Raw genomic sequence first — 14,993 nt, forward strand, 5'->3', positions numbered from 1 at the left:
CGCCATGACCTATCAGGAAGCGGCTGCCTGGCTGCGGCAGCATGACCGCTATCTCATTCTCACCCATAAGCGGCCGGACGGGGATACCATCGGCTGTGCCGCCGCCCTGTGCGCGGGGCTGCGCCGCCTGGGAAAGACCGCACACATCTGCCCCGGTACCGGGGAGACGCACCTCTTCACCCCCTATCTGGAGGGATACCTGGCCCCGGAGGACTATGAGGCGGAGACCGTAGTCTCCACCGACATTGCCGCCCGCAGCCTCTTCACCAGGGAAGGGGAGCGGTGGCTGGAGCGGGGGATCGACCTGGCCATCGACCACCACCCCTCCCAGGAGTTCTTCGCCCGGGAGATCTGCCTGGACGCCGGGCGGGCCGCCTGCGGCGAGCTCATCTACGACATCCTGCGGGAACTGGGCGAGATCACGCCGGAGATGGCGGTCCCCCTCTATGTGGCGGTTTCCACCGACACCGGCTGCTTCCAGTACGGCAACACCACCGCTGACACCCACCGGGTGGCGGCCGCCCTGATGGAGACTGGGATCGACGTCTTTGCCCTCAACAAGCGCCATTTCCGCACCAAGAGCTGGGCTCGGCTCCAGGTGGAGCGGCTCATCGTGGAGCGGATGCACCGGTACAAGGAGGGGCGCATCGCCGTGGCGCTCATCTCCCGCTCCCTGCTGGACGAGGCGGGGGCCACCGAGGAGGACCTGGAAGACATCGCCGCCTTCCTGGGCCAGATCGAGGGTGTGGAGACCTCGGTCACCATCCGGGAGCAGGAGGGCGGTACCTGCAAGCTCTCGGTGCGCACCAGCGGCGGGCTGAACGCCACCAAGGTGTGCGCTCTTCTGGGTGGCGGCGGACACGCTGCCGCTGCGGGCTGCACCGTCTCCGGTACGCTGGAGGAAGCAGAGAAGGCCATCCTGGATGCCATCGGGCAGGTGGCAAGCCATGGCTAACGGGATCATTGTCATCGATAAGCCCCAGGACTGGACCAGCCACGATGTGGTGGGGCGGTGCCGCCGCCTCTTCCACGAGCGGCGGGTGGGCCACGCGGGCACCCTGGACCCCATGGCCACCGGCGTGCTCCCTGTCTTTGTGGGGCGTGCCACCCGGGCGGTGGAGTTTGCCTCTGAATCCGGAAAGGAATATATCGCCGGATTAAAACTGGGAATTATCACCGATACCCAGGATACCACCGGGACTGTGCTGGAGCAGCGGCCCGTCCAGACTGGCCGGGAGCAGCTGGAGGAGGCCCTGGAGGTGTTCCGGGGCGAGATCCTCCAGATCCCTCCCATGTACTCCGCCCTCAAAGTGAAGGGGCAGAAGCTCTATGAGCTGGCCCGGAAGGGCGTGGAGGTGGAGCGCAAGCCCCGTCCGGTGACCATCCACGCCCTGGAGGTGCTGGAGCAGACCGGAGCGGACACCTATCTTCTGCGGGTGGCCTGCTCCAAGGGCACCTATGTCCGCACCCTCTGCCATGACCTGGGACAGAAGCTGGGCTGCGGTGGAGCCATGTGTTCCCTGCGCCGCACCTGGGCCGCCGGGTTTGGCCTGGAGAGCGCGGTCTCGCTGGAGGAGCTGGCCCAGGCTGCCGAGCGGGGAGAGGCCGAGTCCCTTCTGCGCCCGGTGGACTCCTACTTTTCCACCTATCCGGCCCTCACGGTGGATGCCCGGCGGGAAAAGGCCGCCCGGAACGGCGCGGCCTTCCCGCAGCAGGGAGCGGACGGAACCTACCGGGTCTATGGGCCGGAGGGAGACTTTCTGCTGCTGGGCCGGCTGCAGGATGGCTGTATGACCACGATCAAGAGCTTTTTTGAGGTGTGAGAGGAATGGAAGAGACAAGACGTGTGATCGCACTGGGCTTTTTTGACGGGGTCCACCGTGGGCATGGAGCACTGCTGCGCCGGGTGGGGGAGAAGGCGGCTGAGCTGGACGCAGTGCCGGCGGCTGTCACCTTTGACACCCATCCGGAGAACCTGATCCTCCGCAGTCCCCTGCCACTGCTCAGCTCCCCCCATGACCGGGCCGACCTGATGCAGCGGTACTATGGAATACGGGACGTTATCATTGCCCGCTTTGATGAGCGGATGATGCATATGCCCTGGCGGGAATTCATTACCGACTACCTGGTAAAGGAGCACGGAGCCGTCCATCTGGTGGCGGGGCATGACTTCCACTTCGGTTATAAAGGGGAGGGAAATCCTCAGCGCCTGCGGGAGACCTGTGAGGAGTTGGGGATCGGCTGCGACATTATCCCCAAAGTGGAGCAGGACGGCATTACGATCTCCTCCACCTACATCCGTACCCTGGTGGCCCAGGGCGAGATGGAACGGGCCAATGAATTTTTGGGCCATCCCCACACCCTGAGCAATACGGTAGCCCACGGAAAGCGGCTGGGAAGCACGCTGGGCTTTCCCACCGTGAACCTGTCCATACCCAAAGGGGTGTTGATTCCCGCCCACGGGGTATATGCCTGCCGGGCCTGCTTTTCCGATGGGAGCAGCCGTCTGGCGGTGACCAATGTGGGGACCCGTCCAACGGTAGATGACGGGGACCGGGTCAACGTGGAGGGATTCCTGCTGGATTTCAGCGGAGACCTGTACGGAAAGACCATTCGCATGGAGTTTTATAAGCGCCTGCGGGGGGAGCGGAAATTCCCCTCTCTGGAGGCGCTGCGGGAGGAAGTCATGCGCAACGCGGAGGAGACCCGTGCCTATTTTGCAAGTCTGGAACGCGGGAGCGGGGGATCGTAAATGCGCTATGGAAAGATCTACTACGGAGCGCTGGGCCTGGCGGCGGTACTGCTGCTGATCGGCCTGGTCATGGACGGTCCGCTGGCCATCTGGACCGGACTTGGAAAGATCGTGATGACGGAAAACGCCCTCATCACAGACTATATCCAGCTGGCCGGACCGGGCGCGGCCTTTGCCAACGCAGCGATTGTGGTACTCATCACTGCGGCGCTCTACCGGCTGTCGGGGGACCCCCTCAATGGCTCTTCCCTGGTGGGACTGGGCCTGATGGCGGGCTTTTCCCTCTTTGGAAAGAACTTTCTCAACATCTGGCCCATCCTTCTGGGGACCTGGCTCTATGCCAGGAGCCGGAAGGAGCCCTTTGCGAAATATATCTCGGTCTCACTGCTGGCCACCGCTCTGGCCCCCATGGTCAGCTATATTGCACTGGATAACGGTTTTGGCAATCTCTTCAGCGGGATCGTGGTGGGAATCGTGATCGGGTTCATTATGCCGCCCCTGTGCGCCTATACCTTCCGGATCCAGAACGGGATGAACCTCTACAACGTGGGGTTTGCCTGTGGCCTGCTGGCCATGCTCTTTGTGCCGGTGATGACGGCACTGGGCGCCGATCCCACCCTGAACTACCACTGGGCCGAGGGATATAATGTTCTCTTCGGCGGCCTGCTGGGAGCGGCATGTGTGGGCTTTGTTCTGGCGGGACTCTTCCTGTGCCACCGCCCCCCCTGGGCGGCCTGGGCCGGATACCGCCGGCTGCTCAAGACCAGCGGGCGGGCGCCCAGCGACTACCTGCGCATGTTCGGTATGGGTCCTGTCCTCATCAATATGGGCATCAACGGACTTATTGGACTGGCCTTTCTGCTGCTGCTGGGCGGCGATCTCAATGGGCCCACGCTGGGCGGCCTCTTTACCATCATGGGCTTCTCTGCCTTTGGTAAGCATGCGGGCAATATTATTCCGGTTATGGCCGGTGTGACGGCCGGGGGATTTTTCTTCCAGGGCGGGATGGAGAGCGGGTCTCTCCAACTGGCGGTGCTCTTCTGCACGGCTATGGCCCCCATTGCCGGGTATTTTGGCTGGCAGTACGGAGTCCTGGCCGGATTTCTCCACTCGGTGGTTGTACTCAGTACCGGCAGTCCGGTGGCCGGTATGAACCTCTATAACAATGGGTTCTCCGCCGGGCTGATCGCCATTGTCCTCTACCCCACCATCATTGCCATTGCCCGCCACCGCAAGGCGGTCATTCAGGAGGAGGACTACTTCGATACCTTTGAGCACGACGAACCGCAGCTGCCTGCGCCCAAGCACGGGGAGCTGAGCGAGGAGCGGGAGGGCTCCTGACCCAGTTCACCTCACATAGATGTAGAGACAGCGACCGGCCGGCCCTATTTCAGGGCCGGCCGGTCATTTTTTATTTCGGGGACTCAGACGGAGGCCTGCTCCGGAGCGGTGCAGGGGAAGAGCCGTTCGGGCAAAAAGGAGAGAAGGCGTCCAAAGAAGCGGGCGATCAGACCGACCAGAAGAGCGGCCAGAATGGTGCCCTCCCGCACGCCGTCCAGCCGGCGGCTGAGCAGCAGGGAGAGAAGCGCCGCAATAACAGTCATAGAGACATCAAAGGCTACCTTTGTATTGCCAAAATTGGTGTTCCAGGTGGTGCTCACCGCCCGGACAAAGGACTCACCGGGCAGCATGGCCACGTTGGCCAGGACCTCCAGATAGACGCCGAAGCCGAGCACCACGCACCCGACCAGGAGAAGAGCCGCGTGAATGGGATACCAGGCTGGAAGGGAGAGGTCCAGCAGGGCCATGGTCAGGTCAATAAAGGCGCCGAATGCTATGGAAATGGGGATTTGGAGCAGGTGTTCCAGCTGGAAGTTCCGGCGCAGGATGAGCAGCTGGAGCAGAATGAGCAGGAGGCTGAATACCACCGTAAAGGTGCCCAGTGTCCAGGGGAGGGACAGGCTGAGGACATAGGGGATGGAGGAGATGGGAGAAGTACCCAGATCAGCTCTGGTAATTAGGCTCACGCCCAGGGAGCTGAGAAACAGCCCCAGAAGAAAAATCAGATAGCGCTTTAGTTTTTCCATGTGAATCATTCCTTCTCTTCGCTCAGATTTTGATAAATGGCGTAAAAAACGCGGAGAAACGCACTGCGGTCCTCCGGCGAAATGCCGTGAAAGGTGTCCTCTTCCAGGGAGTCAAACATCTCCTGTACGCTGCCCTGGAGCGCACGCCCCCGGTCGGTGAGAAAAATATAGAAGCTCCTCCGGTTTCCGTGGAGCATTCTCCGCTCCACCATTCCACGCTCTTCCATGCGATTCAGAATCGAGGTCAGAGAGGCGGGTTCAATGTGGCAGGCAGTGGCGATCTCTTTTTGACTGGCGCCGTCATGGTCCCCCAGGTAGTCCAACACCTTGGGCTGACCCAGGGTGAGCCCGGTGTCCCGCAGGCCTGCCAGCAGTTTTTTGTGAAAGATAGCCTGGTTGGCCATGAGAAGATAGTGAAAGGAAGGCTGCAAGGAAACATCTCCTCCTCTAATATTAGAATTATAATAGTTAGAATTCTAATATTAAAGTATAGGATACAGATATGCCGTTTGTCAAGGGGAAAGTAAAAACAGACGCCGCAGCCTGCTGGCTGCGGCGTCTGTTCCAATGGTTGAATCAGCGCTTGTTGGAGCGTCTCCAAATGCCCATCTTGGCGGCATCGGAGATGAGCTGATCCCGGAAATCCGGGTGAGCAATGGAGATGATCTTCTCGGCGCGCTCCCAGGTGGAGGTGCCCTTCAGATTCACTTTGCCGTACTCGGTGACCAGGAAGTGGGTGTTGGCGCGTGTATCGGTGACGATGGAGCCGTTATCCAGCGTGGGCTTGATGCGGCTCTCCAGCTGACCGGTCTTTTTGTTCATGAAAGTGGAGGAGCAGCAGATGAAGCTCTTACCGCCCTTGGAGAGGTAGGCGCCCATCACAAAGTCCAGCTGACCGCCGGCGCCGCTGATGTGCTTGGTCCCGGCGCTCTCGGCGTTGACCTGGCCGAAGAGGTCCACATCCACCGCGTTGTTGATGGACATGAAGTTGTCCAGCTGGGCCACCACCCGCACGTCGTTGGTGTAGCTGACCGGAGCGGCCATGCAGGCGGGGTTGTCGTTGAGGTAGTCATACAGCTTCTGGCTGCCGGCGGCAAAGGCATAGGCCTGACGGAAGCGGTCAATGGACTTTTTGGCACCGGTCAGCTTGCCCGCCATGGCCATGTCCACAAAGCCGTCCACGTACATCTCGGTGTGGACGCCCAGGTCCTTCAGATCGGACTGAGCGATGAGGGAGCCCACCGCATTGGGCATGCCGCCGATGCCCAGCTGGAGGCAGGCGCCATTGGGGATCTCCTCCACAATGAGACGGGCGACCGCCTCATCCACCGGGGTGGCCGGGCCGCCGGCAGGCAGCTGGCCAATGGGGGATTCCTGCTCCACAATCATGGAGACCTGGTCTACGTGGATGCTGTTCTCCATACCGCCCAGGCAGCGGGGGATGTTGGGGTTGACCTCCACAATGATGATCTCCGAGCGCTCACAGACGGCCTGGAGATGGGAGGCACTGGGGCCGAAGGTAAAGTAACCCTGGCTGTCCATGGGAGAGACCTGGAACATGGCCACATGGATGGGAGCCACATTTTCCCGGTAGAAGCGGGGCAGCTCGGAATAGCGCATGGGAGCATAGAAGGTGGCGCCCTCGGCGATCATCTTGCGTTCCACACCGGACATATGCCAGGAATTCCAGGTAAAATGCTCCGCCACGTCGGGAACCGACATGATAGCGGGCTTGTGGAACAGGACGCCGCCGCGCACCTTGACATCATAGAGCTCCTGATAGCGGGCTGCCAGCGCCTGATCCAGAGCCTCGGGGGTAATGGCACACCAGCCGTAATCGATCCAGTCGCCCGACTGCACGACCTTGACCGCCTCTTCCGGCGTGGTCAGCTTGCTCTGATACTGCTCCCGATAATTCATCGTCTGACACCTCGTATTGTAAAATTTATATTGTTAGAATTTTAACAATCTAGTGGTACTATTATAGCACCTTTCCGACAAAGATACAAGTAGAAGAAGGGGAGAAAGTCAGAAGTTTTATCCAAAGAAAGACCCCCCGGCTTTTGCCGGGGGGTCAGTGCTTTTATGGATCAGTTGTCCAGCTCCTGGATGGCCTTGGCCGCCTCAATGGCCTTCTGCTGGGCCACAGGGGGCGCCTCCTCGTAGCGGACGAAGTGGAAGGTGAAGGAGCCGCGGCTCTGGGTGAGAGAGCGCAGGTCGATGGCATAGGTCATCATCTCGGCCATGGGGACCTCGGCCTCCACCACCTGATTGCCCTTGCCGTCGGGATTCATGCCCATGACACGGCCGCGGCGCTTGTTCAGGTCGCCAATGATGTCGCCCATGTAGCTGTCGGGAATGGTAACCTTCAGCTCGCCGATGGGCTCCAGAATGGTGGGATTGGCATCGGGGAGACCGGCCTTGTAGGCCAGCTGGGCCGCCGTCTTAAAGGCCATTTCGGAGGAGTCCACCGGGTGGTAGGATCCATCGTACAGGGTGGCCTTCAGGTTGACTACGGGATAGCCAGCCAGAACACCGTGCTGGACGGCCTCGCGCAGGCCCTTCTCCACGGCGGGGAAGTAGTTCTTGGGGACTGCGCCGCCGAAGACCTCCTCGCAGAACTCCAGCTCCTCCTGCTCGCCGGGCTCGAAGCGGATCTTGACATCGCCGAACTGGCCGTGGCCGCCGGACTGCTTCTTGTGGCGGCCCTGGACCTCCACCTTCTTGCGGATCTTCTCCCGGTAGGCCACACGGGGAATGGAGAGCTCAGCCTCGACGCTGAAGCGATTCTTCAGCTTGGAGAGGAGCACGTCCATCTGCATATCGCCGGTGCCGGAGACCACCATCTGGCGGGTCTCGGCGTTGTTGGACCAGTTGAAGGTCAGGTCCTCATCGTTCAGACGGGTGAGGCCGGCGGCGATCTTGTCCTCCTGGCCGCGGGTCTTGGGGGCAATGGCCACCGAGTAGCAGGGCTCGGGGAAGGGCAGGGCGGGGAATTTGACCACCTTGCGGGCATCACAGATGGTATCGCCGGTCTTGAGTGCCTCCATCTTGGAGATGGCGCCGATGTCGCCGCAGACCAGCTCCTTGACCTCTTCAGCCTTCTTGCCCTTCATGATATACAGGCGGCCCAGCTTGATGTTCTCACCGGTACGGGCATTCACCAGAGTCATATCGGGGGTCAGATTGCCGGACATCACCTTGACATAGGAGTACTTGCCGTACTGGTCAGAGGTGGTCTTGAAGACAAAGGCGCAGGGATAAGCGCGGTCGGAGAGGACATACTCCTCCAGCTCGCCGTCAGCGTTCTCCACCAGCTCAGCGGAGCCCTCCAGGGGATTGGGGATCAGATCCACCACGGTATCCAGCAGCATCAGAGTGCCCAGGCCCTGCACGGCAGAACCGCAGACCACCGGGAAGAGGGACAGGTCCCGCACGCCCTGGCGCAGGCCCTGGAGCATCTCGGCATAGGTGAAGTCCTCGCCGGAGAAATACTTGTCCATGAACTCCTCGCTGGTCTCAGCCACCGACTCCTTCAGCGCGTCATAGAGCTCATCCAGCACGGGGAGCTTATCCTCGGGGACCTCGATCTCCACGCGCTTGTCGCCCTGCATCTCATAGGCGCGCTTGTGGAGGACATCGATGATGCCGATGACCTTCTTGTTCTCGTCCCAGATGGGGGCGACAACGGGGGCCACGTTCTTGCCGAACCGCTCCCGCAGGGTAGCGAAGGCGGCGTTGTAGTCCGCGTTTTCCTCGTCGGTCTTGGAGATGTAGAGAATGCGGGGCATATGGCGCTCCTCGCAGTAGTTCCAGGCCTTCTCAGTACCCACGCTCAGGGGGCCGGCCTTGGAGGGGGTGACGATCACGGCGGCGCCGGAGACGCTCAGGGCCTCCATGACCTCGCCGGAGAAATCAAAATAACCGGGGGTGTCCAGTACGTTGATCTTACAGCCCTTATAGTCGACGGGGGCCACCGCCGTGGAGATGGAAACCTGACGGCGGATCTCTTCGGGATCAAAATCACAAACGGTGTTGCCATCGGCGGGGGAGCCCATCCGGATGGTGCCACCGGTCAAAAACAGCATGTTCTCGGCGAGGGTGGTCTTGCCGCTGGCGCCATGGCCCAGCAGGCAGATGTTGCGGATGTTTTGCGCGGAATAGCTCATATGGTTTCCTCTCCTTGCGTTCAAAATCGGAGCAGCCGTGCGTCCGATGGAGCGTCACAACTGACATTAGTCATTATAACTCAAAAACAACATACTGGCAACTGGAATTTTATCAAAATAATGCAAAACGCCGCAAAGCCATGGGAGACAAGCAAAAGCAGGTCTGTGCGATACGTGCACAGACCTGCTTTTGAGAGAAATTCAATTGTCGATTTTGTCACAGAGGGTGTGGACCGCAGAATCTTCCTGCTGGGCCTGGGCCTCCGATATCGTCTCAACGCGCATGGTCTCGGTTGCCGGGAGGACATAGTAGCACAGATAGGAAGTATCCCGGGCGGAGAGAAGGGGTTCTGCGCTCTCATAGCTGTGGAGATGAAATTCCAGTTCCTTCTCCGCGGTCATGCCTACGTAGATCAGTACGGCGCACCGCGGAGCGGGTTCCTCGGTCACAGGAATGGGCTGGAGCAGAAGAGCGGTTGTCTCCGACTCAGGCAGGGCACTTCGGGTAAAGGCGGCCTGTCCCCCCAATTCCTCTTCATAGATGAGCACAAGGGCCTCCTGAATGGTCTCCTGCAGCCCGTCCGAGGTACCAGAGTTGGTCTGGGCGCCATAGGAGGCGGGAGCGTCCTGGACCGGCCCATCTGCCTGAGGCTGTGACTTGGGAGCAGCCGGCAAAGAATCAAGTTCTTCGCTCCCGTAAAGGGCAGGCGCGGGAGCAGGAGTAGAGGCGGGAACGGATGTGGGGGAGGGCTCTGCCGAAGGGGGAGCGGAAGAAGCGCTTCCGTCCGGGATCGCCGCATATACCGAGGGCAGATCTTCCGACGTATCCTCCGTTGCCGGAGGGGTGGAAACAGGGGCAGAAACAGAGGGGAAGCCGGACCCATCGGGCAAAGAAGTGCTGATTGTGGAACGCTCCGTCTGGGGCGTGGGCGAAGGGGAGGAGAGGGTGCTCTCTCCGGGCAGCGCGGTGATCTGGGCCAGACCAATTCCGCCGGCCCCCAGGAGTACCAGAGCAAAGACCGCCGCCGAGGCGGCCCACTGCCGCCAGTGCCGGGGCAGACCGTGCCGCCGGGGCAGCGGGACCACCTTGGGCTCGGCGTGGATTTGATCCAGGATGCGCTGGGAGAGTCCCTCGGGGACCGGGGCATTCAGCAGCGGGAGCTGATCGTGGAGGGACTCCAGATCCGCACGGAGGGCCCGACAGGGGGCACAGATCTTCAGGTGCTCCTCCAGACGCACCGCCTCATCGGGCGCAAGGGGGCCGTCCAGAGAGGCGCTGATGAGCTCCAGAGCCTCGTCACAGGTGAGCATAGGGGTCCCTCCTTTCGGAATAGAGTAGGGTGATGGGGATTGTGTTCTTAAGGAGTAGACGAAGAAGCAGAGGAAAAGTTCCCGGTGGCAATGAGATATTTTCGCAGGGCCAGACGGGCCCGGGCGATGCGGGATTTGACGGTTCCCTCCTCTAGCCCCAGAAGCTGAGCGATCTCGGCATAGGAGAGCCCGTCCAGCTCCCGCAGGACCAGCACCCGGCGGTGCTCCTCCGAGAGGGAACGCAGCCCCGCGCGGATGAGCTCCTGGACCTCCCGGCGCTCGGCGCTCTGCTCCGGAGAGAAGCGCTCGTCGGGCACATCGGCCTGGCGGCCCTCCTCTTCGTCATCCAGAGAGACCGTCATGGAGAGGCCGCTGCGCCGCTTCTCCCGGCGGAGAAAGTCGATGCACAGATTGGAGGTCAGACGATAGAGCCAGGTGGAAAAGGAGCTCTCGCCCTGGAATTTACTGAGGCCCCGCCAGGCGTTGAGGAAGGCCTCCTGGGTGAGCTCGGCCGCGTCGTCCGGGTTGCGGGTCATGCGCAGGGCCAGGTTATAGATGCGGCTCTGATTCTGTTCCACCAGAAGGGCGAAGGCAGACTCGTCGCCCTGCCGGGCTAGTCTGACCAGTTCCTCTTCCGATTGCATGGACACACGCTCCCCTCCTTTCCCGGACGGAAGGAACACGCGTCAGCGCAGGTCCCGCTTGATGCCTTCCGTGACCTTGTAGATATCCTCCATGGTGGAGATTTTGGAGATCTGTTCCTTATAATAGCCCGCATAGGGCACGCCCTTGAGATACCAGGCATAGTGCCGCCGGGCCTCCAGACAGGCCACCTTCTCCCCCTTGTGGGCGGCATTGATCTCAAACTGACGGACCGCGGTATCGCACCGCTGGGCCAGCGGGGGGAGCGGGGGGATCTCCTCCCCGGCGAGCGCGGCGGCGCACTGCTGGAGGAGCCAGGGGTTACCGAATACACCTCGGCCCACCATGGCCATGTCCGCGCCGGTGTAGCGCAGGATGCGCACGGCGGCCTCCGGCGTAAAGACGTCTCCGTTGGCGATGACGGGGACGCTGACCGCCTCCTTGACCGCCCGGATATAGTCCCAGTTGGCCTCCCCGGCGTACATCTGCTTGCGGGTGCGCCCGTGGACGGCCACCGCCGCCGCGCCGGCCTGTTCCATCATGCGGGCAAACTCCACACAGTTGATGGAGCCCTTGTCCCAGCCCAGACGGAATTTGACGGTGACGGGCCGTCCGCCCGCGCCGCGAACCACGGCCTCCAGCACCCGGGCGGCCAGCTCCGGAGTGCGCATGAGCCCCGAGCCGTCCCCGCTCTGGGCCACCTTGGGGACCGGACAGCCCATGTTGATGTCGATGATCTGGGCGCCCGAGATCTCGGCGGCCAGTCCAGCGGCCTGTTCCATGCAGGCCGGGTCGCTGCCGAAGATCTGGGCGGCGGCGGGATGCTCGATCTCCCCCAGCTTGAGCAGGGGGATGGATTTTTTGTCCTGGTAGCAGAGCGCCTTGGAGCTGACCATCTCGGTGACGGTGTAGCAGCCGCTCAGCTCCCGGCAAACCGTGCGGAAACCCAGATCGGTGACGCCGGCCATGGGGGCCAGGACCAGTTTGGAAGGTATGGTGACGCTGCCAATGTTCAAAAGGATCCCTCTCTCAATCAAAACGATAGGTCTTTGGTGTCAGCCGCGTCACAGGGGCGGCCGACTCAATCCTTACTATCATAACATAAGGAGAAAAGGGGGGCAAGGGATGAATCCCGGGCGCGGGGGGCATACTCCTCCCAGGAGGTGATGCGGATGGACAGCGATATGCGGCCCTATCTCTGCTCGGTATGCGGATATGTCTACCAGGCCATGGCGGGAGACGCCGCCCGGGGCGTACCCCCGGGGACCGGGTTTCCCGATTTGCCGGAGGAGTGGGCCTGCCCCCGGTGCCACCAGGGGAAAGAATTGTTCGCACCGATGGAGACATAAGAGATTCAGCCCTTTGGACGGCGTTCCGATCAGGAGGAATGCCGTCCTTTTTGTGCGGATTTTTACCGATAAGCGAAAAAGAGACTGGGAAATGACCTGAAATAGCACAGGAAAAGTGGAGCGGGCAAACTTCTCTTCCCCATTCCGACGGCGTTTTTCCAAAAGCTGGGATATAATGACGGACACACGAAAGATGGCGGCAGGACCGCTGTGGACAGGGAGGAAACCGAAATGGCAGCAAAGGAGACGATCCGAACCCGGGCAGCCCGGGTCAGTGAGGAGATGCGGGAGACCGGACGCCTGGTGCTCCGTGCGCCCATTCTGGTGCGGGGCGCAGAGTGCGCTATGCGCTTCCTCCTGGGAAGCATTTTGGCGGGGGCGGGGATTTTTGGAAACTATGCGCCCTTTGGCCTGGGCATGGTGGCCGCGTCGGGCTCGGGTCTGGATGGATTCTGCGCCTTGCTGGGCGCCTGCATGGGGTATCTGCTCTTCCAGGGCTTTGTGGAGGGACTGCGCTATGCGGCGGCGGCCATACTGATCTTCTCGGTGGCCTTTGCCTTCTATGACATCGGTGCGTACCGCAAGGTGTGGTTTATGCCGGCCGCCGCCGCGCTGATGAATGGGATCACCGGGTTTATCTACCTCTCAGACCGGGGCTGGACGGCCGAGCACTTTATCTTTTTTGGGACCGAGGTACTGCTGGCGGGCGCGTCAGCCTACTTCTACCGCATCGCCTTCTCCCCCTGGACGGAGAACCGGGAGGAGGACGCCCTCACCATCCGGCAGACGGTGAGCCTGCTCATTCTGGCGGGAACGGTGCTGCTCACCCTGTCCAAGATCACACTGGGGGGAGACCTCTCCATCGGACGGCTGGCGGCCGCTCTGGCTGTGATGGTGTGTGCCTATGAGGGCGGCATCGGCGCCGGGGCCACCGTGGGGGTCAGTACCGGGATCGGGATGGATCTGGCGGCAGGAGGGGCGCCCTTTTACTCCATGGCCTATGCGCTCTCCGGGGTCATGGCGGGGGTCTTTCACCGCCAGGGACGGCTGTGTACCGCCCTGGCCTATGTCCTATCCAACGCCGTGGCCGTGCTTTGGACCTGGGGGAATGGAGCGCGCCTGTCGGTACTCTACGAGGTCTTTGCCGCGTCGGTGCTCTTTCTCCTCCTGCCGGAGCGGAGCCTGCGCCAGGTCCGGGCCCTGCTGGTCCGGGAGCCCCGCCGGGATACGGTGGACAAGGCCCGGGAGTATGCCAGAAAGCGCCTGGAGGGGACAGCCCGGGCCTTTCGGGAGCTCCACGATTCCCTGCGCAGCCGCTTTGACCACTCCGGCGGAAACGACGGAGATACGGCCATTATCTTTGACCGGGCCGCCAACCGGGTGTGCAAGACCTGTCCCCAGCAGATCATGTGCTGGCAGCGGTCCTATGTGGACACCTATAACGCCCTCAACGACGCCCTGCCCGCCATGCTGGAGCGGGGAAGGGGGGAGGGAAGCGACTTTCCCCTGCACTTTTCCAGCCGGTGCCAGCGGTTCGCACAGTTTCTCTCCGCGGCCAATGAGGAGCTTTCCGCTCTCTTTTACCGCCGGCAGTACCAAAACCGCCTGCGGGAGAGCCGGGGGGAGGTGTGCCGCCAGTATGCCGAGCTCTCGGCCGCCCTGGGCGCGGCGGCCAGCGAGCTCTCGGCGGAGCTCTCCCCCGATCCCCTCCGGGAGAGACGGCTGCGCCAGCATTTTACGGCAATGGGACTGGAGGCCGAGCCTGCGGTCTACTATGACGAGTCCGGACGGCTCCGGATCGAGATCGAGGGGGTAGGGCTTCAATCCCTCCGGCGGGGGGAGGCCGTCAAGCGCCTGGCTCAGCTGATGGATAAGCCCCTGCGTCTGGTGGAGGAGTGTCCGCCCCGCCATGACCGGGTGGTGCTGGCCGAGCGGGAGCCCTTTATGGCCATGGCGGGCGTGGCTGCCCGGAAAAAAGACGGGGAGACCGTGTCGGGAGACACGGGCGCCTGGTTCAAGCAGGAGGACGGGAGTCTCTTTGTGCTCCTGTGCGACGGCATGGGCTCGGGACCCTCCGCCCACCGGGAGAGCAGCGAGGCCGTGCGTCTGTTGGAGCAGTTTCTGCGGGCTGGTGTGCCGCCGGAGGAGGCCCTGCGCACCCTATCGGGGGCATTGGCCCTCCAGGGAGAGGAGACGGGGGGCTTTACCACCATCGACCTGATGCGGGTGGACCTCTTTACCGGTGCGACGGCAGTCTACAAATACGGTGCGGCCCCCACCTATGTGAAAAAGGGGAACACCGTGCAGCGCATTACAGGCAGTACACTGCCCGCCGGGCTCTCCCCAGTCCAGGGAGCGGCCCCCGATGTGAGCCGCTTCTCCCTGGAGCCAGGGGACTGCGTGCTGATGGTCTCCGACGGCGTGGCCGGCGGGGAGGGGGATGTGTGGCTCCGGGAGCGGCTGCGCTCCTTCCAGGGGGAGAGCCCCAAGGAGCTGGCCCGCATCCTGATCGAGGAGGGACAGCGGCGGGTGGGGAGCGGAGATGACCGCACCGCCATCCTCCTGCGTCTGGAGCGGCGGACGGAGTAGTGTGCCCACAGAAAATCCCACTTGACAGGGAAGGGACGGGTGTGGTAACTTTATTAAGTAATTAAGAAAATACTTAATAAAAGGAGATGGGGAA

General features: G+C 62.0%; 13 protein-coding genes. 6 read left to right on the plus strand and 7 right to left on the minus strand.

Annotated elements, in window-relative coordinates:
- Window positions 1-4 precede the first annotated feature (4 nt).
- The 4 genes from GPK94_RS03140 to GPK94_RS03155 are packed head-to-tail and all read left to right on the plus strand — an operon-like array spanning window position 5 to window position 4,093.
- Window positions 5-955: a DHH family phosphoesterase gene (locus GPK94_RS03140; protein WP_215654392.1), complete on the plus strand. Its 951-nt coding sequence runs from the start codon at window positions 5-7 to the stop codon at window positions 953-955.
- On the plus strand, window positions 948-1,823 hold the full coding sequence (gene truB / locus GPK94_RS03145; RefSeq protein ID WP_215654394.1) for a tRNA pseudouridine(55) synthase TruB: 876 nt from the start codon (window positions 948-950) through the stop codon (window positions 1,821-1,823). The genes GPK94_RS03140 and truB overlap by 8 nt, the downstream gene beginning before the upstream one ends.
- A gap of 5 nt (window positions 1,824-1,828) precedes the next feature.
- A complete protein-coding gene (ribF, locus tag GPK94_RS03150; RefSeq protein ID WP_186963065.1) occupies window positions 1,829-2,752 on the plus strand; it encodes a riboflavin biosynthesis protein RibF in 924 nt (307 codons plus the stop codon).
- The gene (locus GPK94_RS03155; RefSeq protein ID WP_215654396.1) at window positions 2,753-4,093 is read left to right on the plus strand and encodes a DUF1576 domain-containing protein; all 1,341 of its coding nucleotides are present in this window, start codon (window positions 2,753-2,755) and stop codon (window positions 4,091-4,093) included.
- Window positions 4,094-4,176: 83 nt separating this feature from the next.
- Here GPK94_RS03155 and GPK94_RS03160 read toward each other — a convergent pair whose 3' ends face one another.
- The 7 genes from GPK94_RS03160 to dusB form a co-directional block, all read right to left on the minus strand.
- Window positions 4,177-4,839, minus strand: a complete 663-nt coding sequence (locus tag GPK94_RS03160; RefSeq protein WP_215654398.1) for a DUF6198 family protein — start codon at window positions 4,837-4,839, stop codon at window positions 4,177-4,179.
- 5 nt (window positions 4,840-4,844) lie between these two features.
- A complete protein-coding gene (locus GPK94_RS03165; RefSeq protein ID WP_346727978.1) occupies window positions 4,845-5,270 on the minus strand; it encodes a MarR family transcriptional regulator in 426 nt (141 codons plus the stop codon).
- Between the two features lie 145 nt (window positions 5,271-5,415).
- Entirely contained in the window at window positions 5,416-6,759 is a 1,344-nt protein-coding gene (locus tag GPK94_RS03170) for a butyryl-CoA:acetate CoA-transferase (RefSeq protein WP_215654400.1), read from the minus strand.
- A gap of 170 nt (window positions 6,760-6,929) precedes the next feature.
- Window positions 6,930-9,008, minus strand: a complete 2,079-nt coding sequence (locus tag GPK94_RS03175) for an elongation factor G (RefSeq protein WP_215654402.1) — start codon at window positions 9,006-9,008, stop codon at window positions 6,930-6,932.
- A 201-nt stretch (window positions 9,009-9,209) separates the two neighbouring features.
- On the minus strand, window positions 9,210-10,319 hold the full coding sequence (locus GPK94_RS03180) for a zf-HC2 domain-containing protein (protein WP_215654404.1): 1,110 nt from the start codon (window positions 10,317-10,319) through the stop codon (window positions 9,210-9,212).
- Window positions 10,320-10,366: 47 nt separating this feature from the next.
- Window positions 10,367-10,963, minus strand: a complete 597-nt coding sequence (locus GPK94_RS03185) for a sigma-70 family RNA polymerase sigma factor (RefSeq protein ID WP_215654655.1) — start codon at window positions 10,961-10,963, stop codon at window positions 10,367-10,369.
- Between the two features lie 42 nt (window positions 10,964-11,005).
- Entirely contained in the window at window positions 11,006-11,977 is a 972-nt protein-coding gene (gene dusB / locus GPK94_RS03190; RefSeq protein ID WP_101692257.1) for a tRNA dihydrouridine synthase DusB, read from the minus strand.
- 168 nt (window positions 11,978-12,145) lie between these two features.
- On the opposite strand from dusB, the gene GPK94_RS03195 reads away from it, so the two are divergent.
- Both GPK94_RS03195 and GPK94_RS03200 read left to right on the plus strand, forming a co-directional pair.
- Window positions 12,146-12,310: a rubredoxin gene (locus GPK94_RS03195; protein ID WP_215654657.1), complete on the plus strand. Its 165-nt coding sequence runs from the start codon at window positions 12,146-12,148 to the stop codon at window positions 12,308-12,310.
- A 231-nt stretch (window positions 12,311-12,541) separates the two neighbouring features.
- Window positions 12,542-14,899, plus strand: coding sequence for a SpoIIE family protein phosphatase (locus tag GPK94_RS03200; protein WP_215654406.1), 2,358 nt, complete (start codon window positions 12,542-12,544; stop codon window positions 14,897-14,899).
- Window positions 14,900-14,993 lie beyond the last annotated feature (94 nt).

Origin of the sequence: Pseudoflavonifractor sp. MCC625 (assembly GCF_018784545.1) — a bacterium.
Lineage (GTDB): Bacteria > Bacillota > Clostridia > Oscillospirales > Oscillospiraceae > Pseudoflavonifractor_A > Pseudoflavonifractor_A gallinarum.

What these genes read in the sequence shown, in the direction of transcription:
- GPK94_RS03140 (WP_215654392.1), top strand. Translation starts at nt 5, where the DNA reads ATGACCTATCAGGAAGCGGCTGCCTGGCTGCGGCAGCATGACCGCTAT.
- truB (WP_215654394.1), top strand. Translation starts at nt 948, where the DNA reads ATGGCTAACGGGATCATTGTCATCGATAAGCCCCAGGACTGGACCAGC.
- ribF (WP_186963065.1), top strand. Translation starts at nt 1,829, where the DNA reads ATGGAAGAGACAAGACGTGTGATCGCACTGGGCTTTTTTGACGGGGTC.
- GPK94_RS03155 (WP_215654396.1), top strand. Translation starts at nt 2,753, where the DNA reads ATGCGCTATGGAAAGATCTACTACGGAGCGCTGGGCCTGGCGGCGGTA.
- GPK94_RS03160 (WP_215654398.1), bottom strand. Translation starts at nt 4,839, where the DNA reads ATGGAAAAACTAAAGCGCTATCTGATTTTTCTTCTGGGGCTGTTTCTC.
- GPK94_RS03170 (WP_215654400.1), bottom strand. Translation starts at nt 6,759, where the DNA reads ATGAATTATCGGGAGCAGTATCAGAGCAAGCTGACCACGCCGGAAGAG.
- GPK94_RS03175 (WP_215654402.1), bottom strand. Translation starts at nt 9,008, where the DNA reads ATGAGCTATTCCGCGCAAAACATCCGCAACATCTGCCTGCTGGGCCAT.
- GPK94_RS03180 (WP_215654404.1), bottom strand. Translation starts at nt 10,319, where the DNA reads ATGCTCACCTGTGACGAGGCTCTGGAGCTCATCAGCGCCTCTCTGGAC.
- GPK94_RS03185 (WP_215654655.1), bottom strand. Translation starts at nt 10,963, where the DNA reads ATGCAATCGGAAGAGGAACTGGTCAGACTAGCCCGGCAGGGCGACGAG.
- GPK94_RS03195 (WP_215654657.1), top strand. Translation starts at nt 12,146, where the DNA reads ATGCGGCCCTATCTCTGCTCGGTATGCGGATATGTCTACCAGGCCATG.
- GPK94_RS03200 (WP_215654406.1), top strand. Translation starts at nt 12,542, where the DNA reads ATGGCAGCAAAGGAGACGATCCGAACCCGGGCAGCCCGGGTCAGTGAG.